Below are 24,801 nucleotides of genomic sequence, written 5' to 3' on the forward strand. Positions count from 1 at the left end.
CGGCGTCGAGGCGGTCAGGACCAGCGCATCACTGCGCGCCGCGGCCTTCGCGGCTGTTGCGGTAGGCGGATGTGCGCAGCGACGTCAACCAATGCGGCAGCAACACCACCTCGGACCCGCTGCGTTGCGTCGGGTCGAACGGCTGGTCGCACTCGGGCTCGTCGCCGCACAGCGCCCGATCGAACCGCAACGTCGCCAACGGCGCGAACGACCCGCCGCCGCGGGCCTGCTCGACGTCGAAGTCGACCGGCCCCGAGGCCAACCGGTCGCGCACCGAGGCCACCGACAAACCGTCGTCATCGAGTGGTGTCACCATCTGAGCCCGAAGCCAGTACACGCCGCCGCGGTAGCCCAGCGGCATCAGCGTGGAGTACTGCGCGGCCGGCCACGACCGTGTCGGCCGCAGCACGATGCGCGCCGTCGACGACACCATCAGCACGTCCCACGGCACCTGCGCGTCCGCGTCCCGCTGCATGCGCCACGCCAGACCGGCGAAGTCGGGCAGCGAACCCGGCGTGCCCGCACCCTTGGAGATCCGGCCCACTACGTCACCGGACACCAATGGCAGGCCGTCACCGTCGGGGGCCACCCGCGTCACGGTCCCGGCACACAGCACCCCGGTGGGATGGAAGACGCGCCGGTCACGCAGCGCGGAACCGACCCGCAGGGGCAGCGTGGTCAGGTCGGAGATGCTCACCCCGAATATCTGCCCCGATCCGCGCCGCCCAAACGCGAGCGTCGTTTGACCGGAAATGCCGCGGGTACACGGCGCGCCATGCCTTCACTGTGGACGGACGGCCGTCTGGAAGCCCCCACCTCGGCCAGCGTGATCGACGACATCACCACCGCGGACATCGTCGTGGTCGGCGCCGGCATCACCGGCCTGACCACCGCGGCGCTGCTCGCACGGGCCGGCAAGTCGGTCGTCGTGGTCGAAGCCCGGCACGTGGGCGCGGCGGCCACCGGCAACACCACCGGCAAGGTGAGCGTGCTCCAAGGCAGCAAGCTGGCCAGCATCGCCGGCAAGCACGGTAGCGACACGCTGCGCGCTTACGTCACCGGCAACACCGAGGGCCGGGACTGGCTGGTGCGGCACTGCGAGGAGCACGGGCTGAGCTTCCAGCGCGAAGACGACCACGCGTATGCGCAGAACGCCCAGGGTCTCAGCACAGCGCGCGACGTCATGTCCGCCTGCCGCGAGGCCGGACTCGATGCACAGTGGGTCGACGAGGCCGACGTGCCGTTCCCGTTCGCCGGCGGAGTGCGGCTCCGCAACCAGGCCCAGATCGACCCGATCCCCTACCTGTCCAGCCTGGTCGCCGAACTCGAACGCCACGGCGGCACCCTGCTACAGGGGGTTCGCGCCACCAAGGTCTCCGGCACCGGGCCGCTGCGGGTCGACCTGCGCCGCACCACCGACGAGCAGGACACTCGCGCCGCCGAGCACACCATCACCGCGCAGCGCGTGGTGCTGGCCACCGGCATCCCCGTACTCGACCGAGGCTTCTTCTTCGCCCGGATGGAGCCAAAACGGTCCTACTGCATGGCTTTTGACGTGCCCGGTGACATCACCCGATCGATGTACCTCTCGGTCGACTCGCCGAGCCGCTCGGTGCGGTACGCGCCCACCGACGCCGGGGACAAACTCATCGTCGGCGGCGCAGGCCACACTGTCGGGCGCTCCTCGCACCCGAAGGATGCGGTGTCCGAGCTGGCGCGATGGGCGGCCCTGCACTTTCCCGGCGCCGTGCAGACCCACTACTGGTCGGCGCAGGACTACCACCCCATCGACGAGCTGCCCTACGTCGGACCTCTGCTGCCGAAGATGGAAAACCTGCTCGTGGCAACGGGATTCGACAAGTGGGGGATGACGAACGGGGTGGCCGCGGCGCTGGCGCTGTCCTCCCGCATCCTGGGCGGGCGCATGGATTGGGCTGCCGCATTCGCCAGCTGGAGCCCGCACGAACTCACCGGCATCCCCACCGCGATGCAGCTCAACATGCAGGTCGGACTGAACCTGGCGAAGGGGTGGATCACCCCGATCACCGCCTCGTCGGAAACACCCGAAGAGGGTCAGGGCGTGGTCAGCGGCGCGCCGTGGCGGATGACGGCCACCAGCGTCGTCGACGGCGTGACCCGCACCGTCTCCCCGGTGTGCCCGCACCTCGGCGGCATCGTCAACTGGAACGACTCCGACCTGGCGTGGGAGTGTCCGCTGCACGGCTCCCGGTTCGCGCCCGACGGCGCGCTCCTCGAAGGGCCCGCCACCCGCGGCCTGACCGCGTCCGAATAGGCCCGTCACCTGCGGGTGGCTGTGGAATGCTGATCGCCATGGTGGACCGCGTCAGCGTGGTGGTCGGCGACGACCACCCCATGTTCCGTGACGGCGTGGTCAGGGCGTTGCAGTCCAGCGGCTCCATCGACGTGGTGGCCGAGGCCGACGACGGGACGGCCGCGCTGGCCGCGATACGCGAACACCGGCCCCAGGTAGCGCTGCTCGACTACCGGATGCCCGGGATGGACGGCGCCGCCGTCGCCGCCGCGGTGGTCCGTGACGCGCTGCCCACCCGGGTGCTGCTGATCTCCGCGCACGACGAGTCCGCGATCGTGTACCGGGCGCTGCAGGACGGCGCGGCCGGATTCCTGCCCAAGGAGTCGACCCGCAGCGAGCTGGTCAACGCGGTGCTGGACTGCGCGAAGGGCCGCGACGTGGTCGCGCCGAGCCTCGCCGCCGGGCTGGCCGGTGAGATCCGCCGGCGCGCCGAACCCGACGCTCCGGTGCTGAGCCCCCGCGAACGTGAGGTGCTGGTCCTCATCGCCGGCGGCGCCAGCATTCCGGCGATGGCCAAAGAGCTGTTCCTGGCCCCGTCGACGGTGAAGACGCATGTGCAGCGGCTCTACGAGAAGCTCGGCGTGAGCGACCGGGCCGCCGCGGTGGCCGAGGCGATGCGCCGCAAGCTGCTGGACTGACATGCAGCGAGTGCGCGACTGGCGGGACTTCCTGGCCGCCGAACCGGTGCGTGTGTCGGCGCTGCTGCGGCTGCCCCTCATCGCTCTGATCGGCGTCCTGGTCTGGATCTGGGACGTCGACCACTGGCTGCCGCAGCTCTACGCCGCGATCCTGGGCTGCTACGCGATCGCCGCCGTGGTGTGGCTCATCGCCGTGGTGCGCGGACCGGTGCCGCGCTGGGCGGACTGGACGTCGATCGTCATCGACCTGACGGTCATCATCGCGCTGTGCCTGGTGTCCGGCGGCGCGACGGCCGCGCTGCTGCCGGTGTTCTTCCTGCTCCCGATCTCGGTGGCGTTCCAGGACCGGCCCGGGCTGTCAGCGCTCATCGGCGCGGTGACCGCCGTCGGCTACCTCGCGGTGTGGATCTTCTACTCCAAGCGTGACGACTCTGTCGGACTGCCCAACATGGTCTACACGCACTTCGGCTTCATGGTGTGGATGGCAGTGGCGACCACCGCACTGAGCTTCGTGCTGGCCCGTCGCGCCGCCCGGCTGACCGCATTGCAGGAGGTACGCCGGCAGCTCGTGTCCGAGGCCATGCGGTCCGACGAACAGCACAACCGCGAGGTCGCCGAGCACCTTCACGACGGGCCGCTGCAGACGCTGCTCGCCGCCCGGCTGGAACTCGACGACGCGCGCGAGCGTCACCCCGATCCCGCGCTGGACCTCGTCTACACCGCTCTGCAGGAGACGGCCGTGGGGCTGCGCTCGACGGTGTCCGAGCTGCACCCGCAGGTGCTCGCGCAGCTGGGACTCACCGCTGGCGTGCGAGAGCTGTTGCGGCAGTTCCAGACTCGCCACGACGTCGACGTCATCGCCGACCTCGAAGAGGTCGGCCACCCGGCGTCGCAGTCGCTGCTGTACCGAGCGGCCCGCGAGCTTCTCACCAACGTCGGCAAGCACGCGGCCGCCACGACCGTGCACGTCGACCTCGTGCGCCGCGGGGACCGCGTCATCCTGACCGTCACCGACGACGGCTGCGGATTCGACCCCGGCGTCGTCGGCCGATCGCTGGCGGCCGGGCACATCGGGCTCGGCTCGCTGCAGGCCCGGTTCGACGCGATGGGCGGATCCATCCACATCGAGTCGGCCGACGGGCACGGCAGCCGGATCGTCGCGACGTCCCCGCGAGAAACCGGGCTGACGATTCAGACGGTGCCCTGATCGTCTGACTCCTCAACGCGGCTCGTCCCTCGCCGCTTGATCGTCGTCAGACGGTGCCCTGATCGTCTGACTCCTCAACGCGGCTCGTCCCTCGCCGCTTGATCGTCGTCAGACGGTCTGAGTCGCTCCCAGCGCTGCGTTGATCGCGTCGACCCGGTCCTTGGCGTCGCCGAAGAGCATCTGCGTGTTCTCGCGGAAGAACAGCGGGTTCTGCACGCCGGCGTAGCCCGAGGCCATGGACCGCTTGAACACGATGACATTGTCGGCGTTCCACACCGTGAGCACCGGCATGCCGGCGATCGGTGAGCCCGGGTCCTCCGACGCGGCCGGGTTGACGGTGTCGTTGGCGCCGATCACGAGGACGACGGACGTGCCGTCGAAGTCGTCGTTGATCTCGTCCATCTCGAGCACGATGTCGTAGGGCACCTTCGCCTCGGCCAGCAGCACGTTCATGTGGCCGGGGAGGCGGCCGGCGACGGGGTGGATGCCGAAGCGGACCTCGATGCCGCGCTCGCGCAGCTTGCGGGTCAGCTCGGCCACCCCGTACTGCGCCTGCGCGACGGCCATGCCGTAGCCGGGCGTGATGATCACGCTGCTGGCGCCTGCCAGCAGTTCCGCGGCGCCGTCGGCGGAGATCTCGCGGTGCTCGCCGTAGTCCTTGTCCTCGGCCGGGCCGGCCTCGATACCGAAGCCGCCCGCGATGACCGAGATGAACGAGCGGTTCATCGCCTTGCACATGATGTAGGACAGGTAGGCACCCGAGGAGCCGACCAGCGCGCCGGTGATGATCAGCAGGTCGTTGCCCAGCAGGAAGCCCGACGCGGCCGCGGCCCAGCCCGAGTAGCTGTTGAGCATCGACACCACGACGGGCATGTCGCCGCCGCCGATCGAGGCGACCAGGTGCCAGCCCAGCAGCAGCGCGAGCGCGGTGACCACGACGAGCAGCCACAGCTGCGGATCGATGACGAACCACACCGTCAGCGCCGCGAACAGCACCAGCGCACCCACGTTGAGGGCGTTCTTGCCCGGCAGCATCATCGGCGCCGACTTGATCTTCGCCGACAGCTTCAGGTTGGCCACGATCGAGCCGGTGAACGTCACCGCCCCGATGAACACGCCGATCACGACCTCGGCGGAGTGGATGCCGAGCATGCCCTCGCTGCCGAGCTGCACCGCCTCGGCGCCCGCGAGGTCACGTTCGACGTGCAGGTAGCCGTTCCACCCGACCAGCACGGCGGCCAGGCCGACGAAGCTGTGCAGCAGCGCGATGAGCTCCGGCATGCCCGTCATCTCCACGACCTTGGCGCGCCACAGACCGATCGCGGCGCCGATGGCCATCGCGACCACGAGCAGGCCCAGGCCGAGCGGCTCGATGTGGCGGGCCAGCGCCAGCGCGATCGTCGCGATCAGCGCGATGGCCATACCGGCGATGCCGAACGAGTTGCCCGCCCGCGAGGTCTCGTGCTTGGACAGGCCGGCCAGCGCGAGGATGAACAGCAGCGCGGCGACGACGTAGGCGGCGGTCGCCGCGGTTTCGAGAGTCAACATGGGCTTCTAGCTCCTCGAGAACATGGCCAGCATGCGGCGGGTCACCGCGAAGCCGCCGAAGACGTTGATGCTGGCGAGCAGGATCGCGGCGAAGGCCACCGCGGTGATGACGGGGTTGCCGTGCCCGATCTGCAGGAGGGCGCCGACGACGATGATGCCGGAGATCGCGTTGGTGACCGACATGAGCGGGGTGTGCAGTGCGTGGTGCACGTTGCCGATCACGTAGTAGCCGATCACGATCGCCAGCGCGAACACCGTCAGGTGGACCTGCAGTGCGGCGGGTGAGAGGGCGATCAACGCGAACAGCACCGCTGCGGCGGTGAACGTGAGGCCCAGCCGCCGCCCCATCGACATCGGTTGCTTCGCCGGTTTCTGCGCGACCGGCTCGGCAGCCTTCGCGGCGGGAGCGGCCGAGACCTGCACCGGGGGCGGCGGCCAGGTGAGCTCGCCGTCCTTCACGACGGTGACGGACCGTTGGACGACGTCGTCGAAGTCGAGGGTGAGCTGGCCGTCCTTCTCCGGGGTGACCAGCTTGAGCAGGTTGACCAGGTTGGTGCCGTAGAGCTGCGACGCGGTGGCGGGCAGCCGGCCGGCGAGGTCGGTGTAGCCGATGATCGTGACGCCGTTGTCGGTGACGACGGCCTGGTCCTTGACCGTGCCCTCGACGTTGCCGCCGTTGGCTGCGGCCATGTCGACGATGACGCTGCCCGGCCGCATCGAGGCCACCATGTCGGCGGTGATGATGCGCGGCGCGGGCCGGCCGGGGATCAATGCCGTGGTGATGATGATGTCGACGTCCTTGGCCTGCTCGGCGTAGAGCTGGGCCTCGCGCGCCTTGTAGTCGTCGCCCATCTCCTTGGCGTAGCCGGTCGCCGACACCTCGGCCGCGGCTGGATCGACGGCCAGGTACTCACCACCGAGGGACTTGACCTGGTCGGCGACCTCGGGACGCGGGTCGGTCGCGCGCACGATCGCGCCCAGGCTGCCCGCCGCACCGATCGCGGCGAGCCCGGCCACGCCTGCGCCGACGACGAGGACCTTGGCCGGAGGCACCTTGCCCGCGGCGGTGACCTGACCGGTGAAGAACCGACCGAAGCGGTGCGCGGCCTCCACGACGGCGCGGTAGCCGGCGATGTTGGCCATCGAGGACAGCACGTCGAGTGACTGCGCACGCGAGATGCGGGGCACCGCGTCCATCGCCAGCACCGTGATCGGCCGCGCGGACAACTTCTCCACCAGCTCGGGCTTCAGCGCGGGGGAGATGAGGCTGACCAGGGTGGCGCCGTCGCGCAGCAGGGCGATCTCGTAGTCGTTCGGGGCGTTGACCTTGAGGACGATGTCGGCGGCCCACGGGTCACCGACGGTGGCGCCGGCCTCGGTGTAGGCCTCGTCAGAGAAGCTCGCGGCGGACCCTGAGCCGGACTCGACCGTTACCTCATAGCCGAGCTTGAGCAGTTGCGCGACTGTCTGCGGAGTCGCGGCGACGCGCGTCTCCCCGGGCAGGGACTCTCTCGGTATCCCGATGATCATCGATGTCGATCCGATCTTGGCTTCGCGCACCGTGCCGCATGAAGGCACGTCGCTGGACGTGGAGGATGCCAGTGTAAAGAGACTCCCCGCGCTGCTCACAACCCGATGCGGGGTATCCCCCGGTCGGGGGAGGGGCGGGGGATACCCTCGCCCGGTGATGCGTCCCGGCTCCGTTCCCACTGTTCGACGGCCGATGCGCTGATGCCGACGGCCACCGCGGCACTGTCTTACGACCCGGCCGATCCCTTCGTCCTGACCGAGGTCCGAGTCGACGAACCGCGCGGCGACGAGATCTTGGTGCGGATCGAGGCGTCGGGCATCTGTCACACCGATCTGGTCAATCGGGCTGTCGGAGCGGCAGATCGGCCGGTCCTGCTCGGCCACGAGGGTGCCGGCGTCGTCGAGGCGGTGGGTGATGCGGTCGACGGGGTACGGCCCGGTGACCGGGTGGTGTTGACGTTCCGGTCCTGCGGCCGCTGCCGCAACTGCCTGACAGACAGGCCCGCCTACTGTCGTGATGCATTGCGTCTCAATGGTTTCGGGCAGCGCGCCGACGGATCGGCACGCGTGATGTTGGGTGACACCCGGGTGCTCGACGGCTTCTTCGGCCAGTCCAGCCTCGCGGGGTACGCACTGAGCACGCCCGACAACACCGTCGTGGTGGGCGCCGACGTCGATCCCGCGGTGGCGGCGCCGCTCGGGTGCGGCTTCCAGACCGGTGCCGGCGCGGTGCTCAACCTGATGAAACCCCACCCTGGCAGCTCTGTCGCCGTATTCGGCGGCGGCGCAGTCGGTCTCGCAGGGGTGCTCGCCGCACTGGCCACCGAGGCGCAGACCGTGGTGGTGATCGAACCGTCCCCGCAGCGCCGCGCACTCGCCGAGAGCCTCGGAGCGCACGCGAGTCTGGCGCCCGGCGACGACGTCGTGGCGGCGGTGCGCGATCTCACCGGCGGCGGCGCCGACCACGCGCTGGACACCACAGGCCGGCCCGACGTGCTCGCCGATGCGGTGGCCGCGCTGGCGGTCGGGGGGTCGGCGGTGGCAGTGGGACTGGGCGCCGGGGTGCCGGAGATCGATCTACGGGACCTCGTGCTGCGCGGCAAGACGGTGCACGGCTGTCTCGAAGGCGATTCGGTGCCCGCCACGTTCATCCCGCAGCTGCTCGAGCTCCATGGTCAGGGTCGGCTGCCGATCGACCGCCTGGTCACCTCGTTCCCGCACACGGACGTGAACGAGGCGCTGGCAGCACAGCACCGCGGCGACGTCGTCAAACCCGTCCTCACCTGGTGACCGGCACTTAAATTCGCGCTGAGCACAGCACTTACGCAGCCCTGACGGTTCCGTCAGCATCTCCCGGTGTCTGTTTTCGTCGACATCACGCCCGAGGACGCCGCCACCGCGGCGCCCGTCGCTGACGCGCGCTCGCGAGGAGGTCGGTGGCGGGGCCGGCTGACACGGGCGGCGTTGCCGCTGCTGTCGGTCGTCGTTTTCGGGGTGGTGTGGCAGATCGCGGCCGCCAGCGGCATCTGGAACCAGACGTTCGTGCCCTACCCCGCCACGGTGTGGCGGGCGTTCCTCGACGTCTCGACCACCCACGACGGCACCCGCGGTTACGCCGGTTTCCTGCTGTGGGAGCACCTATACATGACGCTGCGCCGGGTGCTCGCCGGCGTCGTCATCGGCGTGGCGCTCGGTGTCGCACTGGGGTTGCTGATGGGCTCGGTGAGCTGGCTGCGTTCGGTGCTGGAGCCGTGGTTGACGTTCCTGCGCGCGCTGCCGCCACTCGCGTACTTTTTCCTGCTGATCATCTGGCTCGGTATCGACGAGGCGCCCAAGATCACGCTGCTGGCGCTGGCCGCGCTGCCGCCCGCCGCGGTCGCCACCACCGCCGCGGTCGTGGCCGCGCCCGTCGCCCTGCAGGAGGCCGCACGCGCGCTCGGCGCGACGCGGCGCCAGGTGATCCGCGACGTCGTCGTCCCGTCTGCACTGCCCGAGACGTTCACCGGGATCCGGCTGGCCGTCGGCATGGCGTACTCGTCGGTGGTCGCCGCCGAGCTGTTCAACGGCATCCCCGGCATCGGCGGCCTGGTCAAGGATGCGAGCAACTACAACAACACCCCCGTCGTGCTGGTCGGCATCTTCGCGATCGGCTTCTCGGGCCTGGTCATCGACGGACTGCTCCGCGCGCTGGAACGGCGCGCTGTCCCCTGGAGAGGAAAAGTATGAAGCTGAAATGGGTTCTCCCCGTGCTGGTCTCGGCCCTGGTGTCGGTGCTGGCGCTGAGCGGCTGCTCCGTCGGCAACACCGGGCAGGACGCGAGCAAGGAGACCATCCGCATCGGATACCAGGCCTTTCCCAGCGGTGACCTGATCGTCAAGAACAAGCGCTGGCTCGAAGACGCGCTGCCCGACTACAACATCAAGTGGACGAAGTTCGACTCCGGCGCCGACGTGAACACCGCGTTCATCGCCAAGGAACTCGACTTCGGCGCGCTGGGCTCGAGCCCGGTGGCGCGCGGCCTGTCGGCTCCGCTGAACATCCCCTACAAGGTGGCGTTCGTGCTCGACGTGGCCGGCGACAACGAGGCGTTGGTCGCCCGCAACGGTAGCGGCGTCGACACCATCGCGCAGCTGAGGGGCAAGCGCATCGGCACGCCGTTCGCGTCGACCGCGCACTACAGCCTGCTCGCGGCACTGAACCAGAACGGCCTGTCGCCCAACGACGTTCAGCTCGTCGACCTGCAGCCGCAGGCCATCCTCGCGGCGTGGGAGCGCGGTGACATCGACGCGGCGTACACGTGGCTGCCGACGCTGGACCAGCTGCGCACCACGGGCAAGGATCTGATCACCAGCCGCCAGCTGGCCAAGGACGGGAAGCCGACCCTGGACCTCGGGGCCGTCTCCGACGATTTCGCCGCCAAGCATCCTGACGTCGTCGACGTCTGGCGTCAGCAGGAGGCTCGCGCGCTGTCGCTGATCCAGAGCGATCCGCAGGCGGCCGCCACGGCGATCGCCGCCGAGATCGGGCTGACCCCCGATGCGGTCGCCGGACAGCTCAAGCAGGGCGTGTACCTGACGCCCCAGCAGGTCGCGTCGCCGGAATGGCTTGGCGCAGAAGGCAAGCCGGGCAACATCGCGGTGAACCTGCAGAGCGCGTCGCAGTTCCTCGCCGAGCAGAAGCAGATCCCTTCGGCGGCAAACCTGCAGACGTTCCAGGACGCGATTTACACCAAGGGTCTGCCGGATGTTCTCGCGCCATGACCGCGACCACTGACACGGCGATCCGCGTCAACGCCGTGTCGCATCGGTACGGCAGCGGCGCGCACGCGGTGACCGCGGTCGGTCCGGTGGATCTGACCATCGAACCGGGCTCCTTCGTGGTGCTCGTCGGCGCGTCCGGATGCGGCAAGTCCACGCTGCTGCGGCTGCTCGCCGGGTTCGAGACCCCGACCCAGGGTTCGGTCGAGATCGGCGGTGCGCCACCGACTCCCGGCGTCAGCGCAGGCGTGGTGTTCCAGCAGCCGCGTCTCTTTCCGTGGCGGACGGTAGGCGGCAACGTGGACCTGGCGCTCACCTACGCCAAGGTGCCTCGGGAGCAGCGGTCGCTGCGGCGCGAGCAACTGCTCGAGCGGGTGGGGCTGTCGGGCATGGCGCATCGCCGCATCTGGGAGATCAGCGGCGGCCAGCAGCAGCGCGTCGCGATCGCCCGGGCGCTCGCGGCGGAGACGCCGCTGTTCCTGCTCGACGAGCCGTTCGCCGCGCTCGACGCGCTGACGCGGGAGCGGCTGCAGGAGGACGTGCGGGCGGTCAGCGCCGAATCCGGGCGCACCACCGTGTTCGTCACGCACAGCGCCGACGAAGCGGCGTTCCTGGGTTCGCGGATCATTGTGCTCAGCCGTCGGCCGGGGCAGGTCGCTCTCGACATCCCGGTCGACCTGCCGCGTTCGGGTGTCGATCCCGACGAGTTGCGTCGCTCGCCGGAGTACGGCCGGCTGCGCGCCGAGGTCGGCCGGGCGGTCAAAGCCGCCGCCGCCTGACTTTAGGGTCGGTCTCGAAACGGCACCGATCTCGCATCGACTCCGACCGGACCGGTGCGTTAGCTGGGCTGTGAGCCGCACGATAACCGCGTGAGCATGGTGGTTGAGCGTGGCCTGGCGAGGTGTCCGCGGTGCGTGTCGATGGCCGATTACGTCTTCATCGAGTCCGTTCCGCATGGCATGCGGTACGAGGTGCGGTGCCGAAAGTGCGGCGAACGCTACTCCGAGGACATGTGGCCGGCGCCCGGTGCAGAACTCGTGCGAGTGGAGCCTCCGTTGATGTGGCCACCCGACCGCGAGCCGGTGCCGCCGAGGGATTGGGCCGCCGAGATTCGCGGCCATGTCTCAGCCGCGGCGGTATGGAGCCGGGCTGAACTCGACGAAATGGTGCGACGCGCTCGCACGGTCATGCCCAAACTGGCGCCTCACGGGCGGTTTGGGCGAATGGTGGCGGCGGCGGATTAGACCGGCGGGTACGAGGGTGGCGGGTACACCCCGCGCAGGATCCAGGCGAACCAGTTGATGCCGTACTCGAGTTCGTCGCTCGCGTCGTAATCGGGATTCGGGTCCACCGCAATACCTCCGTCAGGCCGGGCGTGCACGCTGCAGCCGAGTCTAGACCGGACGAGACCGCGGTCACAGGGCAACCACCTAGACTGAACCAACCAGTTAGTGGAGCGCGGACCGCTGGGTCCCTTCTAGAGTGAGTCACCATGTCTGAGACCGCTGTCCCTTCCGGGACGGGCAACGGGATGTCCCGTCGCGAAGAGTTGTTGGCCGTCGCGACGAGGCTGTTCGCCGCGCGCGGTTACCACGGCACCCGGATGGACGATGTCGCCGACGCCGTCGGGCTGAACAAGGCGACCGTCTACCACTACTACGCGAGCAAGGCGCTGATCCTCTACGACATCTACAAAGGGGCCGCGGACTTCACGGTCGACGCACTGCACGACGACCCGTCGGCGTCGGCACGCGAGACGATCTACCACTTCACCCGGCGGCTGCTGGTCGGCATCGCCGGCAACATCGAACGCGCCGCGGTGTACTTCCAGGAAGCCCCGTACATCACCGAGTGGTTCACCGAGGAGCAGGTGGCCTACATCCGGGAGAAGGAGAGCCAGGTCTACGAGCACGTCCGCGACGTCATCGACCGCGGGATCGCCAGCGGCGAGTTCTACGACTGTGACTCCCACGTCTTGGCGCTCGGCTACATCGGGATGACCCTGGGCTCCTACCGATGGCTGCGCCCGCACGGTCGTCGCACCGCCCAGGAGATTGCCGTCGAGTTCAGCACGGCGCTGCTCCGCGGCCTGATCAAGGACGAGGCCGTGCGCGAGACCACTCCGCTCGGCGTCGACCAGGCCCAAGCCCGCTCGGGCGCGTAGTCGGCCTAGTCGGCCGGGCCCGATGATCTCCGAGCAGTGCTGATCGTCAGACAGCGGGGTACCCGAGCCCCTGTGACGATCCGCATCGGCACCTCGGGGTGGTCCTACAACCACTGGATCGGAGTGCTGTACGAACGAGGCCTGCCGGCCGCGCAGCGATTGGCGCGGTATTCCGCGGAGTTCGACACCGTCGAACTCAACGGCAGCTTCTACCGGTGGCCGCCGGACGCCTGGTTCGCCCGCTGGCGCGACCAGGTGCCCCCCGGGTTCTCGATGGCGGTGAAAGCGCCGCGGGGTCTGACGCACGCGCGCCGGCTGCGGTCCCCGGAGGTGTGGGTCGAGCGGTTGCACCGCGGGTGGGGCGAGCTCGGGGACCACGCGGGACCGTTGCTGGTGCAGCTGCCCCCGACGATGGAACGCGACGCGGTCGCCCTCGATCGGCTCGACGCCTTCCTGGACGTACTGCCCGCAGCGATTCCCGTCGCGGTGGAGTTACGACACCCGTCGTGGCTCGATCCGACCGCGTTCGACGTGCTGGAACGCCACGGTGCGGCGTATGTGGTGATGAGCGGTGCGGGGTTGCCGTGCGTCCTGCGTGCGACGGCCACGTTCGTCTACGTGCGATTGCACGGCCCCGACCCCGGTGCGCTCTACGGCGGCTCCTACAGCGACGATGACCTGCGCTGGTGGGCCGACCGGGTGCGGGAATGGGACGGCCAGGGCCGCGACGTGCTCGTGTACTTCAACAACGACCTCGGTGGCAACGCGGTCCGTAACGCGCGGGACCTCAAGACCGCGCTGAGTTTGGGGGCATCGGCACCGGGGTAGACCCCACCGCCATGAAGGCCCCACGGATCCTCACCCGAGTGCGCGCCTTCGTGCGCACGGGTTACCCGCCCGCAGCTCCGCGGCACGGCTACGTCTGTGCACTCGCGCTGCTTCCCCCGTCGACGGGGAGCGCCGGGCGCTGATCGACACGATCGTCCGGTGGCTGATGACCACCGGGCTCCACATCGCGCTCGTGGTGGTGTTCGCCATGCTGGCCACCCGGGCGATCAGGGCACTCGCGCGTCGGCTCAGCCGGCGGCTCGCCGCCCATGACGATGCGTCGCGCTCCGAGCGGGTCAAATACCGGCAGACACTGGCGTCGGTGCTCGCCTCGGTACTGATCACGCTCCTCTATATCGGGGTGGCGCTCGACATCGCCGCGCGACTGGGCTTTCCGATCGGCTCGCTCGTCGCCCCCGCAGCCGTCCTCGGCGGAGCGCTCGGGTTCGGCGCGCAGCGCATCGTCGGCGATCTGCTGAGTGGGTTGTTCGTGATCACCGAGCGGCAGTACGGGTTCGGCGATCTGATCGAGCTCACCATCACCGGCGGCGGCACCGCCCGCGGCACCGTCGAGGCCGTCACGCTGCGGGTGACCCGGCTGCGGACCGGTGACGGTGAGGTCTACACGATCCCCAACGGCACGATCGTCAAGGCGCTCAACCTGTCGAAGGACTGGGCGCGTGCCGTGATCGACATCCCGGTGCCCGCCACCGCCGACATCGTCGCCGTCAACGACGTGCTGCGCGACGTATCCGCTCAGGCGTTGCGGACCGACCGCCTCTCCCACCTGCTGCTCGACGAGCCCCAGGTGATGGGGGTCGAGAGCATCAAGGTGGACACCATCAACGTGCAGATGGTGGCGCGCACGCTGCCGGGTAAGCAGTTCGAGGTCGGTCGCGAGTTGAGGGCGCTGGTCGTGCCCGCGCTGCGCCGGGAGGGCATCGCCACGTCGGCATGAGGCGCGGTGCGCACTCGCTATGCTCAGCCGATGCCGCTGGTGAGTAAGACCGTGGAGGTCGCTGCCCCCGCCGAGTCGATCATGGCGATCGTCGCCGACTTCGAGGCCTACCCGCAGTGGAACGAGGAGATCAAGGGCTGCTGGATCCTCGCCCGCTACCCCGACGGCCGGCCGAGCCAGCTGCGGCTCGATGTGGTGGTGCAGGGCCAGGCGGGCACGTTCATCACCGCGGTCTACTACCCGGGGGAGAACCAGATCTTCACGATGCTGCAGCAGGGCGATCACTTCGAGAAGCAGGAACAGAAGTTCTCCGTGGTGGCCATGGGGCCGACGTCGCTGCTGACCGTCGACCTCGACGTCGAGACCACGCTGCCGCTGCCCAAGCCGATGGTGAAGAAGGCGATCAGCGACACCCTGGACTACCTCGCCGACAACCTGAAGGCACGCGCCGAACAGCTGGCTGCGACCTAGGGGACAGGTCCCCACAGGCCGGTCCGGTCGAGATAGCCCAGAAGGCGGGCCAGCCCGTCGGCGAACTGGCCTTCGGTCAGGCGCACCACGGCGTCGACGTCGCGGCGGCGCAGCGCCTCGATCATCACCTCGTGGCCGGCCACCGCGTCGGCGCCCCATGTGCGGTCGGAGGCGAACACCTGCGGCGGGAGGTAGCGGCTGGCGTGCAGCAGGAACCAGGCCAGCTTGATCCGTCCGGAGGCCCGGTTGACCGCGCGGTGGAAGGCGAACTCGGCGCGCGCGATGCCGTCGTCGTCCTCCCGGTGCACGGCGTCGGCCATTGCGGCGTTGAGCTCCACGAGCTCGTCGATCTGAGCGTCGGTGATGCGCCGGGTCGTGGTGGCGGCCAGTTCCTGCGCGATCGTCGACTGCATCCAGAAGATGTCTTCGATGTCGGTGCGCGACAGCGGCATCACGCGGTGGCCACGGTGGCGCTCGAGCTCGACCATGCCTTCGCCCCGCAGCGTCCGCAGGGCTTCTCGCACCGGGGTGATGCTCACGCCGAGGCGAGCGGCGGTCTCGTCGAGGCGGATGAACGCGTCCGGCCGCAGCGCACCGGTCATGATCTCCGTGCGCAGTTGAGTGGCCACCTCGTCGGACAGTTGTTCCCGCCGAACGGCGCCGGACCGCGTCGTCCTGGCCGGAGCTGTCATGGCGACGACGCCCTTTCCCCGGGGGCTGTGCGACGGGTTGTCCCGGCGCCGCCTGAGCCATAGTGTGACCGAGGCAACACAATGTTTGATCAAATATCATCACCGCGCAACTCACGAATTCTGGGAACGACGGAGCGAACCTGGTGACAACCCATCTGGAGCAGCCGTACCTGGCCCGGCGGCAGAACTGGGCCAATCAGGTCTCCCGGCATGCGCTGATGCAGCCGCACGCCACGGCGCTGCGGTTCCTGGGCGCCACCACCACGTGGGCCGACCTCGAGCGTCGCGTCAGCGCGCTGGCCGGGGCGCTGCACCAGCGCGGCGTCGGCTCCGGTGATCGCGTGCTGATCCTGATGCTCAACCGGCCCGAGTTCATCGAGGTGACGATCGCGGTCAACAAGCTCGGCGCGATCGCGGTTCCGGTGAACTTCCGGATGACGCCGCCGGAGATCGCGTTCCTGGTCTCCGACTGCAGCGCGTCGATCGTCGTCACCGAACCCGTGCTCGCCGGGGTGGCCAAAGCAGTGCGAGACCTGGACGCCACGCTGCAGACGGTCATCGTCGCCGGCGAAGAGACCGATTCTGGAGTGCTCGGCTACGAGGAGCTGCTCGCCGAGAACGCGCCGTGTCCCACCGTCGACGTGCCCGACGATTCGCCCGCACTGATCATGTACACCTCCGGCACCACGGGGCGGCCCAAGGGTGCGGTGCTGACGCACAACAACCTGGCCGGTCAGGCGATGACCCACCTGTTCACCAACGGTGTCGACCTCAACCACGACGTCGGGTTCATCGGCGTGCCGCTGTTTCACATCGCGGGTGTCGGCAGCACGATCGTCGGACTGTTGCTCGGTCGTCCGACGGTGGTCTATCCGCTCGGCGCCTTCGATCCGGACCAGCTGCTCGACGTGCTCGCCGCGGAGAAGGTGACGGGCATCTTCCTGGTGCCGGCCCAGTGGCAGGCAGTGTGCGCGGCGCAGCGCGCCAACCCCCGCGACCTCGCGCTGCGGGTGCTGTCCTGGGGTGCCGCACCCGCCTCCGACACGCTGCTGCGCGAGATGGCCGACACGTTCCCGGGCGCGGCGATCCTCGCGGCGTTCGGGCAGACGGAGATGTCGCCGGTGACCTGCATGCTGTTGGGCGAGGATGCGCTGCGCAAGCTCGGTTCGGTGGGCAGGGTGATCCCGACGGTGTCGGCGCGTGTCGTCGACGACGAGATGAACGACGTCCCCGTGGGTCAGGTCGGCGAGATCGTCTACCGTGCCCCGACGCTGATGGCCGGCTACTGGAACAACCCGGAGGCCACCGCGGAAGCGTTCGCCGGGGGCTGGTTCCACTCCGGGGACCTGGTCCGTCAGGACGACGAGGGCTATGTGTGGGTCGTCGACCGCAAGAAGGACATGATCATCTCGGGCGGGGAGAACATCTACTGTGCCGAGGTGGAGAACGCGCTCGCCGCGCACCCGGACATCGCGGAGGCCGCTGTGATCGGCCGCCCGGATCCGAAGTGGGGAGAGGTACCGGTTGCTGTGGTCGCGCTGCGAGCTTCGCTGACGGCGGCGGGGGGTGCAGAGTTGTCGCTCGCCGATCTGGACGAGTTCCTCACCGAGCGGCTGGCGCGCTACAAGCACCCCCGAGTCCTCGAAATCGTCGCGGCACTGCCCCGCAACCCGGCGGGCAAAGTGCTCAAGACGGAGCTGCGGACCCGCTTCGGATCCACGCCAGCCGGAGGGCCCGGGATTGACGCCCACGAAAGTTCCACGCGGACAACGGTTTCGACGGGACAACGATGAAAGCGGCCGGAGGGGGAGCCAGTGCTAACGGTTGAGTGCGCAATCCCGCCGATGCGGTACGAAGCGTCCCCACCATCGGGTACAGTCCGGTGGTCCGTCTTACTACTGACCGGTAGTAGGACGTGTCTCACACGTTTTGGGTCGGGGCGGGAAGGGAGCGTGCGACAGGTGCTGCCGGTGCGCTACATCTCCGACGGTCGCGTCGCGGAGACTTCGCGGTGACGACCAATTCCAACCTGACGGGCTACGTGCGCGATCAGGTCAGGCCCGCGCTGACTGCGGTCGGCGGCTTCGTGCGTATGTGCGTGCTGGTCGGCAAAGCCCTGCTGCGGCCGCCGTTTCAGTGGCGCGAGTTCATCCTGCAGAGCTGGTTCCTGCTGCGGGTCGCGTTCCTGCCCACGGTCGCGGTGTCCATCCCGCTGACCGTGCTCCTCATCTTCACGCTGAACATCCTGCTCACCGAGTTCGGCGCGGCCGACATCTCCGGTGCCGGTGCGGCACTCGGCGCGGTCACTCAGCTCGGCCCGCTGGTGACGGTGCTGGTGGTCGCCGGCGCCGGATCGACCGCGATCTGCGCCGACCTGGGTGCACGCACCATCCGCGAGGAGATCGACGCCCTCGAGGTGCTGGGCATCGATCCCATCCACCGCCTGGTGGTGCCCCGCGTGATCGCTTCCACGTTCGTCGCGATGCTGCTCAACGGCGCGGTCATCACGATCGGTCTGGTCGGCGGATTCATCTTCGGTGTGTACCTGCAGAACGTCTCCGCGGGCGCCTATGTGTCGACGCTGACCCTGGTCACCGGGTTGCCCGAGGTGCTCATCTCGCTGATCAAGGCCCTGACGTTCGGCCTGATCGCCGGCTTGGTCGGTTGCTACCGCGGGCTGACGTGCGCCGGCGGCGCCAAGGGCGTCGGAACCGCGGTGAACGAGACCCTGGTGCTGTGCGTCATCGCGCTGTTCGCGGTGAACGTCGTGCTGACCACCATCGGCGTCAAATTCGGAACGGGGAGCTGACATGTCCACTGGCGCCGTCCTGCGCTCCAGGTTCCCCCGCGGGGTCGCGACCGCCCAGAAGGTGGCCGGCGCGCCCGCCCGCGGGTTGGACTCGATGGGTCACATCGCCTGGTTCGTGGTCACCGCTGTCGGCTCCATCGGGCACGCCATGCGCTACTACCGCAAAGAGATGCTGCGCCTGGTCGCGGAGATCGGCATGGGCACCGGCGCCATGGCCGTCATCGGCGGCACCGTCGCCATCGTCGGGTTCGTCACGCTGTCGGGGTCCTCGCTGGTGGCCATCCAGGGCTTCGCCTCGCTGGGCAACATCGGTGTCGAGGCGTTCACCGGCTTCTTCGCGGCGCTGATCAACGTGCGCATCGCCGCCCCGGTCGTCGCCGGCCAGGCGCTGGCGGCCACCGTCGGCGCCGGCGCCACCGCCGAGCTGGGCGCCATGCGCATCAGCGAGGAGATCGACGCCCTCGAGGTGATGGGCATCAAGTCCATCTCGTACCTGGTGTCCACGCGCATCGTGGCGGGTTTCGTGGTCATCATCCCGCTGTACGCGATGGCGATCATCATGAGCTTCCTGTCGGCACAGGTCACGACGACACTGATCTACGGGCAGTCGACCGGAACCTACGAGCACTACTTCCGCACGTTCCTGCGCCCCGATGACGTGTTCTGGTCGTTCGTGCAGGCCGTGATCATCTCCGTCATCGTCATGCTCAACCACTGCTACTACGGCTTCTACGCCAGCGGCGGCCCCGTCGGCGTCGGCGAGGCCGTCGGCCGCTCGATGCGCGCCTCGCTGATCGCGATCGTCTGCGTGGTCCTGTTCGCTTCGTTGGCGCTCTACGGCGTCGACCCGAACTTCAACCTGACGGTGTAGCCATGACCGCACCGGTGAACAACCCACGCACGCCGCCCTACAAGCTGGCGGGCCTGGTGCTGGCGCTCATCACGATCGTGGTGCTGGTGCTGGTGTTCCTGCAGTTCCGCGGTGACTTCCTGCCCCGGACCCAGCTGACCATGATGGCGGCGCGGTCCGGTCTGTCCATGGACCCGGGTTCCAAGGTCACCTACAACGGCGTGGAGATCGGTCGGGTCGGGGAGGTCGAGCAGGTCACGGTCGGTGACGAGCCCCGGGCCAAGATCATCCTCGACGTCGACCCCAAGTACATCGACCTGATCCCGCAGAACGTCAACGCCGACATCAGCGCCACCACGGTGTTCGGCAACAAGTACGTGTCGTTCTCGTCGCCCAAAGACCCGTCCCCGCAACGGATCACCAGCTCCGACGTCATCGACGTGACCAAGGTGACCACCGAGTTCAACACCCTCTTCGAGACGGTGGTGTCGGTCGCCGGTCAGGTCGACCCGATCAAGCTCAACCAGACGCTGACCGCGACGGCGCAGGCCCTCGACGGGCTCGGCGACCGATTCGGCCAGTCGATCGTCAACGGCAATCAGATCCTCGGTGAGATCAACCCGCAGATGCCGCAGTTGCGTCGCGACAATCAGTTGCTCGCCGACCTCGGCGAGGTGTACGCCGACGCCGCCCCCGATCTGTTCGACGGGTTGCAGAACGCGGTGACCACCGCGCGCACGCTCAACGAGCAGCAGGGCAATGTCGATCAGGCGCTGATGGCTGCGGTCGGATTCGGCAACACCGGCGGCGACATCTTCGAGCGCGGGGGTCCCTACCTGCAGCGTGGCCTGAAGGATCTGGTGCCCACCTCGGCGCTGCTGGATAAGTACAGCCCCGCGTTGTTCTGCACGATCCGCAACTACCACGACGTCGAGCCGAAGGTCGCCGCATCGCTGGGCGGCAACGGCTACTCGCTGCGCACCCACTCCGAGCTGATCGGGTTGGGCGCCGGAAACGCCTACGTCTACCCCGACAACCTGCCGCGCGTGAACGCCAAGGGCGGACCCGAGGGCCGCCCCGGCTGCTGGCAGCCCATCACCCGCGACCTGTGGCCGTCGCCGTACCTGGTGATGGACACCGGAGCTTCGCTCGCGCCGTACAACCACCTGGAACTGGGCCAGCCGCTGCTCACCGAGTACGTGTGGGGCCGCCAAGTCGGGGAGCACACGATCAACCCATGAAAATCACCGGAACCGCGATCAAGCTGGGGGCGTTCTCCCTGGTGCTGCTGCTGTTCACCGCGCTCATCATCGTGGTGTTCGGCCAGATGCGCTTCGACCGCACCAACAGCTACTCGGCGGTCTTCACCAACACCAGTGGCCTGCGCTCCGGGCAGTTCGTCCGTGCCTCGGGTGTCGAGGTCGGCAAGGTCAAAGACGTCAAGCTGATCGACGGCGGCACCAAGGCCCGGGTGGACTTCGATGTGGACCGCTCGCTGGACCTGTTCGACGAGACGACCGCCTCGGTCCGCTACCTGAACCTCATCGGCGACCGCTACCTGGAGCTCAAGCGGGGCGACAGCAACACCCGGCTGCAGCCCGGCGGCACGATCCCCGTCGAGCGCACGGAGCCGGCGCTCGACCTCGACGCGCTCATCGGCGGTTTCCGTCCGGTGTTCCAGTCGCTGGATCCGGACAAGGTCAACACCATCGCGCAGTCGATCGTGACGGTCTTCCAAGGGCAGGGCGGAACCATCAACGACATCCTGGACCAGACGGCCTCGCTGACGTCCGCGCTGGCCGATCGCGACCAGGCGATCGGCGAGGTGATCAACAACCTCAACACCGTGCTGGCCACCACCGTCAAGCACCAGCAGCAGTTCGACGACACGGTCAAGAACTTCGAGACCCTGATCACCGGGCTGAAAAATCGCGCAGACCCGATCGCCAAGTCCGTCGCCGACATCAGCGACGCCGCCGGGACGATCGCCGATCTGCTGGCCGACAACCGGCCGCTGCTGCAGCAGACCACCAGCAAGCTCGAGATCCTCCAGCAGCCGCTGGTCGATCAGAAGGACCAGCTCAACGACCTGCTGGTCCGGGTTCCGACCGCGCTGAAGATCATCGGCCGCGCCGGTGGCATCTACGGTGACTTCTTCAACTTCTACGCCTGCGACGTGACGCTCAAGCTCAACGGGCTCCAGCCCGGCGGGCCGGTGCGCACGGTCAAGGTGTGGAGCCAGCCCTCGGGTAGGTGCACACCGCAATGAGAGTCCTCGAGGGTTCCAATCGCGTCCGCAGCGGCTTGATGGGCGTCATCCTGCTGATCATCGTCATCGGCGTGGGGCAGAGCTTCACCAATGTGCCGATGCTGTTCGCGACACCCACGTACTACGCCGAGTTCTCCGATACCGGCGGCATCAACGCCGGCGACAAGGTCCGGATCGCCGGCGTCGACGTCGGCCTGGTGCGGTCCACGGAGATCTCCGGCGACAAGGTGGTGATCGGCTTCGGGTTGGGCGGCACCGAGATCGGCACCAAGAGTCGCGCCGCGATCCGCACCGACACGATCCTGGGCCGGCGCAACATCGAGATCGAGCCGCGCGGTGACGAGGCGTTGTCCGCCGACGGCACCTTGCCGCTGGGTCAGACCTCGACGCCGTACCAGATCTACGACGCGTTCTTCGACCTGAGCAACTCGGCGTCCGGGTGGGACACCAAGACCGTGCGTGACTCGCTCAACGTGCTGTCGCAGACCATCGATCAGACCTACCCGCACCTGAGCGCTGCGCTCGACGGGGTGGCCCGGTTCTCCGACACCATCGGCAAGCGCGACGACCAGATCAAGACGCTGCTGAGCAACGCCAACCGGGTCGCCGGGGTGCTGGGCAACCGCAGCGAGCAGATCAACGCGCTCTTCGTGAACGCCCAGACGCTGCTCGCCGCGGTCAACGAGCGCAACTACGCGGTCAGCCAGCTGCTGGAGCGTGTGGGCAAGTTCTCCGCCCAGGTGAAGGGCTTCATCGACGACAACCCGAACCTCAACCATGTGCTCGAGCAGCTGCGCACGATCAGCGACGTGCTCAACGAGCGCAAGTTCGACCTCGTCGACGTGCTGACTACGCTGTCGAAGTTCACCGCGTCACTGGGTGAGGCGATCGCGTCGGGTCCTTACTTCAAGGTGATGCTGGCCAACCTGGCGCCGTACTGGATTCTGCAGCCGTACGTCGACGCGGCGTTCAAGAAGCGCGGCATCGACCCCGAGCAGTTCTGGCGCAATGCCGGCCTCCCCGCGTTCCGGTTCCCGGATCCGAATGGCACCGGCTTCCCCAACGGCGCACCGCCGCCCGCCCCGACCCCGCTCGAAGGCACTCCGGACAATCCGGGACCTGCTGTCGTGCCCGGCTCGCCGTGCTCGTACACCCCGCCCGCCGACGGACTGCCCCGGCCGGGGAACCCGCTGCCGTGCGCCGGTCTGAGCGTCGGCCCCTACGGCGACAACCCGTACGGCCCGAACTACGAGGGCCAGGGCCCCAACGTCGCGACCTCGGCACCCAATCCGAACGGGCCGCAGCCCGGTCCGGGTGTGCCGGCCGCCGCGATCCCGGGCCAGCTGTCGCCGAACGTGCCCGGGGCGATGCCTCCGCTCCCGCCTGCTCCGCCTGGAGCCCGCACGGTCCCGTTGGCGCCGCAGCCGTCGCCGCCGGACTTCACGCCCGGTATCGCGCCGCTGCCGCCGGCCCTCAACGGTCCGCCGCCGCCACCTGGTCCGGGTCCGCAGCCGGCCCCGGCGGGCCAGCCGCTGCTGCCGGGTAATCCACCGTTCCTGCCGCCGGGCTCGCAAGGTTAAGGGGGTGCAGAGCTAGATGTCGACGATCTTCAACGTGCGAAACATGAAGGTGCCGGGCGTGTCCCGAACGGCACTGGTGATCGGCACCGTGGTGCTGATCGCCGCGATCGTGGCCGCATTCTTCGGTTTCAAGGCCTACCAGCGGTTGACGAAGAACACCGTGACCGCCTACTTCACCCAGACCCTCGCGCTGTACCCGGGCGACAAGGTGCAGATCATGGGTGTGCAGGTCGGCAAGATCGAGAAGATCGAGCCCGACGGCGACAAGATGAGGGTGACCTTCAACTACGACAAGAAGTTCAAGGTCCCTGCCAACGCCACCGCCTCGATCCTGAACCCGAGCCTGGTCGCCTCTCGCACCATCCAGCTCGCCCCGCCCTACACGGGTGGCCCCGTGATGGAGAACGGCGCCGTCATCAACGTGGACCGCACCCAGGTGCCGGTCGAGTACGACGATCTGCGCGACTCCCTGGACAAGCTGCTCACCGACCTCGGTCCCACTCCCGCACAGCCCAAGGGACCGTTCGGCGACATCATCGAGTCCGCGGCCGACGGCTTCGCCGGCAAGGGCGAGCAGCTGAACAAGACACTCAAGGGTCTGTCGGACGCGCTGTTCGCGCTCAACGAGGGCCGCGGCGATCTGTTCAGCGTCGTCAAGAGCCTCGCGCTGTTCGTCAACGCGCTGTACAAGAGCGACCAGCAGTTCGTGGCCCTCAACAACGATCTCGCCAAGTTCACCAACGCGTTCACCAACACCGACCGCGAGGTGGCTGACGCTCTGCAGGACCTCAACCAGTTGCTCACCACCACAAGGGATTTCATCGGCAAGAACGGCGAGGTGCTCGCCCACGATGTCGACAACCTCGCCGAGGTGACCAACGCGATCCTTCAGCCCGAGCCCCGTGACGGCCTGGAGACCGGCCTGCACGTGTTCCCGAACCTGGGCGCCAACGTCGTGAACATTTCGTCACCGAACTCGGGCGGTGTCATCGGTATGCCGGTGATCAACAACTTCGCCAACCCGATGCAGTTCATCTGCAGTGCCATCCAGGCCGGCAGCCGGTTGGGTTACCAGGACTCCTCCGAGTTGTGCGCGCAGTACCTCGGGCCGATCCTGGACGCGATCAAGTTCAACTACCTGCCCTTCGGCGCGAACCAGCTGCAGGCGGCTGCGACGTTGCCCAAGCAGATCGCCTACTCCGAGCCGCGGTTGCAGCCGCCGCCGGGATACAAGGACACCACCGTGCCCGGCATCTTCTCCAGGGACACGCTGTTCTCCCACGGCAACCACGAGCCAGGCTGGGTCGTCGCACCCGGTATGCAGGGTGTCGAGGTGCAGCCGTTCACGCAGAACATGCTCACCCCGGAGTCGCTCGCCGAGCTCATGGGTGGCCCGGACATCGTGGCGCCGCCGGCCCCGCCGGCGTTCGGCGTGAACAACGGCCGCCTGCCCGGCCCGCCGAACGCGTACAACGAGAACAATCCGCTGCCGCCGCCGTGGTATCCGCAGCCGGGTCCCCCGCCGGCACCCGCACCGGGCGTCATCCCGGGCGATCCGCTGGGGGCGATCGCACCGGCTGGGCCGGCGGCACCGGCAGCGCCGGCGGCCGGTCCCGCGCCTGCCGCCCCGTCGGGTCCGTTGTTGCCGGCAGAGTCGGGAGGCTGACC

At 68.6% G+C, this 24,801-nt stretch carries 23 protein-coding genes and 1 pseudogene; 19 read left to right on the top strand and 5 right to left on the bottom strand.

Going from position 1 to position 24,801, the window contains the following annotated elements:
* Nucleotides 1-28 precede the first annotated feature (28 nt).
* Nucleotides 29-697 (bottom strand): phosphodiesterase, encoded by a 669-nt coding sequence (locus ACZY1G_RS01050; protein WP_463821324.1) that lies wholly within the window; start codon nucleotides 695-697, stop codon nucleotides 29-31.
* Nucleotides 698-775: 78 nt separating this feature from the next.
* Here ACZY1G_RS01050 and ACZY1G_RS01055 point away from each other — a divergent pair, with 78 nt between their 5' ends.
* The 3 genes from ACZY1G_RS01055 to ACZY1G_RS01065 are packed head-to-tail and all read left to right on the top strand — an operon-like array spanning nucleotide 776 to nucleotide 4,177.
* Nucleotides 776-2,293 carry an FAD-dependent oxidoreductase gene (locus ACZY1G_RS01055; protein WP_463821326.1) on the top strand — a complete coding sequence of 506 codons (1,518 nt, stop codon included), beginning with the start codon at nucleotides 776-778 and terminating at the stop codon, nucleotides 2,291-2,293.
* Between the two features lie 26 nt (nucleotides 2,294-2,319).
* Nucleotides 2,320-2,970 (top strand): response regulator, encoded by a 651-nt coding sequence (locus ACZY1G_RS01060; protein ID WP_463813170.1) that lies wholly within the window; start codon nucleotides 2,320-2,322, stop codon nucleotides 2,968-2,970.
* Between the two features lies 1 nt (nucleotide 2,971).
* On the top strand, nucleotides 2,972-4,177 hold the full coding sequence (locus ACZY1G_RS01065) for a sensor histidine kinase (protein WP_463821328.1): 1,206 nt from the start codon (nucleotides 2,972-2,974) through the stop codon (nucleotides 4,175-4,177).
* A gap of 108 nt (nucleotides 4,178-4,285) precedes the next feature.
* Here ACZY1G_RS01065 and pntB read toward each other — a convergent pair whose 3' ends face one another.
* Nucleotides 4,286-5,725 (bottom strand): Re/Si-specific NAD(P)(+) transhydrogenase subunit beta, encoded by a 1,440-nt coding sequence (gene pntB / locus ACZY1G_RS01070; protein ID WP_463813172.1) that lies wholly within the window; start codon nucleotides 5,723-5,725, stop codon nucleotides 4,286-4,288.
* A gap of 6 nt (nucleotides 5,726-5,731) precedes the next feature.
* Nucleotides 5,732-7,255 carry a Re/Si-specific NAD(P)(+) transhydrogenase subunit alpha gene (locus ACZY1G_RS01075; RefSeq protein ID WP_463821770.1) on the bottom strand — a complete coding sequence of 508 codons (1,524 nt, stop codon included), beginning with the start codon at nucleotides 7,253-7,255 and terminating at the stop codon, nucleotides 5,732-5,734.
* Between the two features lie 201 nt (nucleotides 7,256-7,456).
* Here ACZY1G_RS01075 and ACZY1G_RS01080 point away from each other — a divergent pair, with 201 nt between their 5' ends.
* From ACZY1G_RS01080 to ACZY1G_RS01100, 5 genes are all read left to right on the top strand, one after another.
* Entirely contained in the window at nucleotides 7,457-8,545 is a 1,089-nt protein-coding gene (locus ACZY1G_RS01080; protein ID WP_463813173.1) for an NAD(P)-dependent alcohol dehydrogenase, read from the top strand.
* A gap of 66 nt (nucleotides 8,546-8,611) precedes the next feature.
* On the top strand, nucleotides 8,612-9,481 hold the full coding sequence (locus tag ACZY1G_RS01085; protein ID WP_463813174.1) for an ABC transporter permease: 870 nt from the start codon (nucleotides 8,612-8,614) through the stop codon (nucleotides 9,479-9,481).
* The gene (locus tag ACZY1G_RS01090) at nucleotides 9,478-10,515 is read left to right on the top strand and encodes a taurine ABC transporter substrate-binding protein (protein WP_463821330.1); all 1,038 of its coding nucleotides are present in this window, start codon (nucleotides 9,478-9,480) and stop codon (nucleotides 10,513-10,515) included. Before ACZY1G_RS01085 ends, ACZY1G_RS01090 begins: the two co-directional genes overlap by 4 nt.
* Complete coding sequence (locus ACZY1G_RS01095) at nucleotides 10,512-11,291, top strand: ABC transporter ATP-binding protein (protein WP_463813177.1); 780 nt, start codon at nucleotides 10,512-10,514, stop codon at nucleotides 11,289-11,291. Before ACZY1G_RS01090 ends, ACZY1G_RS01095 begins: the two co-directional genes overlap by 4 nt.
* Before the next feature lie 96 nt (nucleotides 11,292-11,387).
* Nucleotides 11,388-11,756, top strand: a complete 369-nt coding sequence (locus tag ACZY1G_RS01100) for a hypothetical protein (RefSeq protein ID WP_463821771.1) — start codon at nucleotides 11,388-11,390, stop codon at nucleotides 11,754-11,756.
* Here the strand turns inward: ACZY1G_RS01100 and ACZY1G_RS01105 are convergent.
* Nucleotides 11,753-11,869 (bottom strand): annotated as a pseudogene (locus ACZY1G_RS01105) (CAP domain-containing protein); the annotation flags it as partial. The gene ACZY1G_RS01100 and the pseudogene ACZY1G_RS01105 overlap by 4 nt on opposite strands.
* 135 nt (nucleotides 11,870-12,004) lie before the next feature.
* Here ACZY1G_RS01105 and ACZY1G_RS01110 point away from each other — a divergent pair.
* The 4 genes from ACZY1G_RS01110 to ACZY1G_RS01125 all read left to right on the top strand — a co-directional run bounded on the left by ACZY1G_RS01110 (nucleotide 12,005) and on the right by ACZY1G_RS01125 (nucleotide 14,933).
* The gene (locus ACZY1G_RS01110; protein WP_463813178.1) at nucleotides 12,005-12,676 is read left to right on the top strand and encodes a TetR/AcrR family transcriptional regulator; all 672 of its coding nucleotides are present in this window, start codon (nucleotides 12,005-12,007) and stop codon (nucleotides 12,674-12,676) included.
* A gap of 72 nt (nucleotides 12,677-12,748) precedes the next feature.
* Nucleotides 12,749-13,504 carry a DUF72 domain-containing protein gene (locus ACZY1G_RS01115; RefSeq protein WP_463813179.1) on the top strand — a complete coding sequence of 252 codons (756 nt, stop codon included), beginning with the start codon at nucleotides 12,749-12,751 and terminating at the stop codon, nucleotides 13,502-13,504.
* A 166-nt stretch (nucleotides 13,505-13,670) separates the two neighbouring features.
* Nucleotides 13,671-14,462 carry a mechanosensitive ion channel family protein gene (locus tag ACZY1G_RS01120; RefSeq protein ID WP_463813181.1) on the top strand — a complete coding sequence of 264 codons (792 nt, stop codon included), beginning with the start codon at nucleotides 13,671-13,673 and terminating at the stop codon, nucleotides 14,460-14,462.
* Nucleotides 14,463-14,492: 30 nt separating this feature from the next.
* Nucleotides 14,493-14,933 (top strand): SRPBCC family protein, encoded by a 441-nt coding sequence (locus tag ACZY1G_RS01125; RefSeq protein WP_335329834.1) that lies wholly within the window; start codon nucleotides 14,493-14,495, stop codon nucleotides 14,931-14,933.
* Here the strand turns inward: ACZY1G_RS01125 and ACZY1G_RS01130 are convergent.
* The gene (locus ACZY1G_RS01130; protein ID WP_463813182.1) at nucleotides 14,930-15,625 is read right to left on the bottom strand and encodes a GntR family transcriptional regulator; all 696 of its coding nucleotides are present in this window, start codon (nucleotides 15,623-15,625) and stop codon (nucleotides 14,930-14,932) included. The two genes, ACZY1G_RS01125 and ACZY1G_RS01130, sit on opposite strands and share 4 nt — an antisense overlap.
* A gap of 143 nt (nucleotides 15,626-15,768) precedes the next feature.
* Between ACZY1G_RS01130 and fadD5 the strand changes: the two genes are divergently transcribed.
* From fadD5 to ACZY1G_RS01165, 7 genes are all read left to right on the top strand, one after another.
* A complete protein-coding gene (gene fadD5 / locus ACZY1G_RS01135; protein ID WP_463821332.1) occupies nucleotides 15,769-17,418 on the top strand; it encodes a fatty-acid--CoA ligase FadD5 in 1,650 nt (549 codons plus the stop codon).
* A gap of 218 nt (nucleotides 17,419-17,636) precedes the next feature.
* Nucleotides 17,637-18,434, top strand: a complete 798-nt coding sequence (locus ACZY1G_RS01140; RefSeq protein WP_335329831.1) for an MlaE family ABC transporter permease — start codon at nucleotides 17,637-17,639, stop codon at nucleotides 18,432-18,434.
* 1 nt (nucleotide 18,435) lies between these two features.
* On the top strand, nucleotides 18,436-19,305 hold the full coding sequence (locus ACZY1G_RS01145) for an MlaE family ABC transporter permease (RefSeq protein WP_463813184.1): 870 nt from the start codon (nucleotides 18,436-18,438) through the stop codon (nucleotides 19,303-19,305).
* A gap of 2 nt (nucleotides 19,306-19,307) precedes the next feature.
* A complete protein-coding gene (locus ACZY1G_RS01150; RefSeq protein WP_463813185.1) occupies nucleotides 19,308-20,525 on the top strand; it encodes an MCE family protein in 1,218 nt (405 codons plus the stop codon).
* On the top strand, nucleotides 20,522-21,553 hold the full coding sequence (locus ACZY1G_RS01155) for a virulence factor Mce family protein (protein ID WP_463821334.1): 1,032 nt from the start codon (nucleotides 20,522-20,524) through the stop codon (nucleotides 21,551-21,553). The genes ACZY1G_RS01150 and ACZY1G_RS01155 overlap by 4 nt, the downstream gene beginning before the upstream one ends.
* Nucleotides 21,550-23,133 (top strand): virulence factor Mce family protein, encoded by a 1,584-nt coding sequence (locus ACZY1G_RS01160; RefSeq protein ID WP_463821336.1) that lies wholly within the window; start codon nucleotides 21,550-21,552, stop codon nucleotides 23,131-23,133. The genes ACZY1G_RS01155 and ACZY1G_RS01160 overlap by 4 nt, the downstream gene beginning before the upstream one ends.
* Before the next feature lie 16 nt (nucleotides 23,134-23,149).
* Entirely contained in the window at nucleotides 23,150-24,799 is a 1,650-nt protein-coding gene (locus tag ACZY1G_RS01165; protein WP_463821338.1) for a virulence factor Mce family protein, read from the top strand.
* The last annotated feature ends 2 nt before the right edge of the window (nucleotides 24,800-24,801 follow it).

The sequence above is a fragment of the Mycobacterium sp. IDUB_5 genome (genome assembly GCF_055419565.1).

Bases quoted from the DNA above. Each gene is read 5' to 3' on its own strand.
- ACZY1G_RS01055 (WP_463821326.1), top strand. From the start codon at position 776: ATGCCTTCACTGTGGACGGACGGCCGTCTGGAAGCCCCCACCTCGGCC.
- ACZY1G_RS01060 (WP_463813170.1), top strand. From the start codon at position 2,320: ATGCTGATCGCCATGGTGGACCGCGTCAGCGTGGTGGTCGGCGACGAC.
- ACZY1G_RS01065 (WP_463821328.1), top strand. From the start codon at position 2,972: ATGCAGCGAGTGCGCGACTGGCGGGACTTCCTGGCCGCCGAACCGGTG.
- pntB (WP_463813172.1), bottom strand. From the start codon at position 5,725: ATGTTGACTCTCGAAACCGCGGCGACCGCCGCCTACGTCGTCGCCGCG.
- ACZY1G_RS01075 (WP_463821770.1), bottom strand. From the start codon at position 7,255: ATGATCATCGGGATACCGAGAGAGTCCCTGCCCGGGGAGACGCGCGTC.
- ACZY1G_RS01080 (WP_463813173.1), top strand. From the start codon at position 7,457: ATGCCGACGGCCACCGCGGCACTGTCTTACGACCCGGCCGATCCCTTC.
- ACZY1G_RS01090 (WP_463821330.1), top strand. From the start codon at position 9,478: ATGAAGCTGAAATGGGTTCTCCCCGTGCTGGTCTCGGCCCTGGTGTCG.
- ACZY1G_RS01095 (WP_463813177.1), top strand. From the start codon at position 10,512: ATGACCGCGACCACTGACACGGCGATCCGCGTCAACGCCGTGTCGCAT.
- ACZY1G_RS01100 (WP_463821771.1), top strand. From the start codon at position 11,388: ATGGTGGTTGAGCGTGGCCTGGCGAGGTGTCCGCGGTGCGTGTCGATG.
- ACZY1G_RS01110 (WP_463813178.1), top strand. From the start codon at position 12,005: ATGTCTGAGACCGCTGTCCCTTCCGGGACGGGCAACGGGATGTCCCGT.
- ACZY1G_RS01120 (WP_463813181.1), top strand. From the start codon at position 13,671: ATGACCACCGGGCTCCACATCGCGCTCGTGGTGGTGTTCGCCATGCTG.
- ACZY1G_RS01125 (WP_335329834.1), top strand. From the start codon at position 14,493: ATGCCGCTGGTGAGTAAGACCGTGGAGGTCGCTGCCCCCGCCGAGTCG.
- ACZY1G_RS01130 (WP_463813182.1), bottom strand. From the start codon at position 15,625: ATGACAGCTCCGGCCAGGACGACGCGGTCCGGCGCCGTTCGGCGGGAA.
- ACZY1G_RS01145 (WP_463813184.1), top strand. From the start codon at position 18,436: ATGTCCACTGGCGCCGTCCTGCGCTCCAGGTTCCCCCGCGGGGTCGCG.
- ACZY1G_RS01150 (WP_463813185.1), top strand. From the start codon at position 19,308: ATGACCGCACCGGTGAACAACCCACGCACGCCGCCCTACAAGCTGGCG.
- ACZY1G_RS01155 (WP_463821334.1), top strand. From the start codon at position 20,522: ATGAAAATCACCGGAACCGCGATCAAGCTGGGGGCGTTCTCCCTGGTG.
- ACZY1G_RS01160 (WP_463821336.1), top strand. From the start codon at position 21,550: ATGAGAGTCCTCGAGGGTTCCAATCGCGTCCGCAGCGGCTTGATGGGC.
- ACZY1G_RS01165 (WP_463821338.1), top strand. From the start codon at position 23,150: ATGTCGACGATCTTCAACGTGCGAAACATGAAGGTGCCGGGCGTGTCC.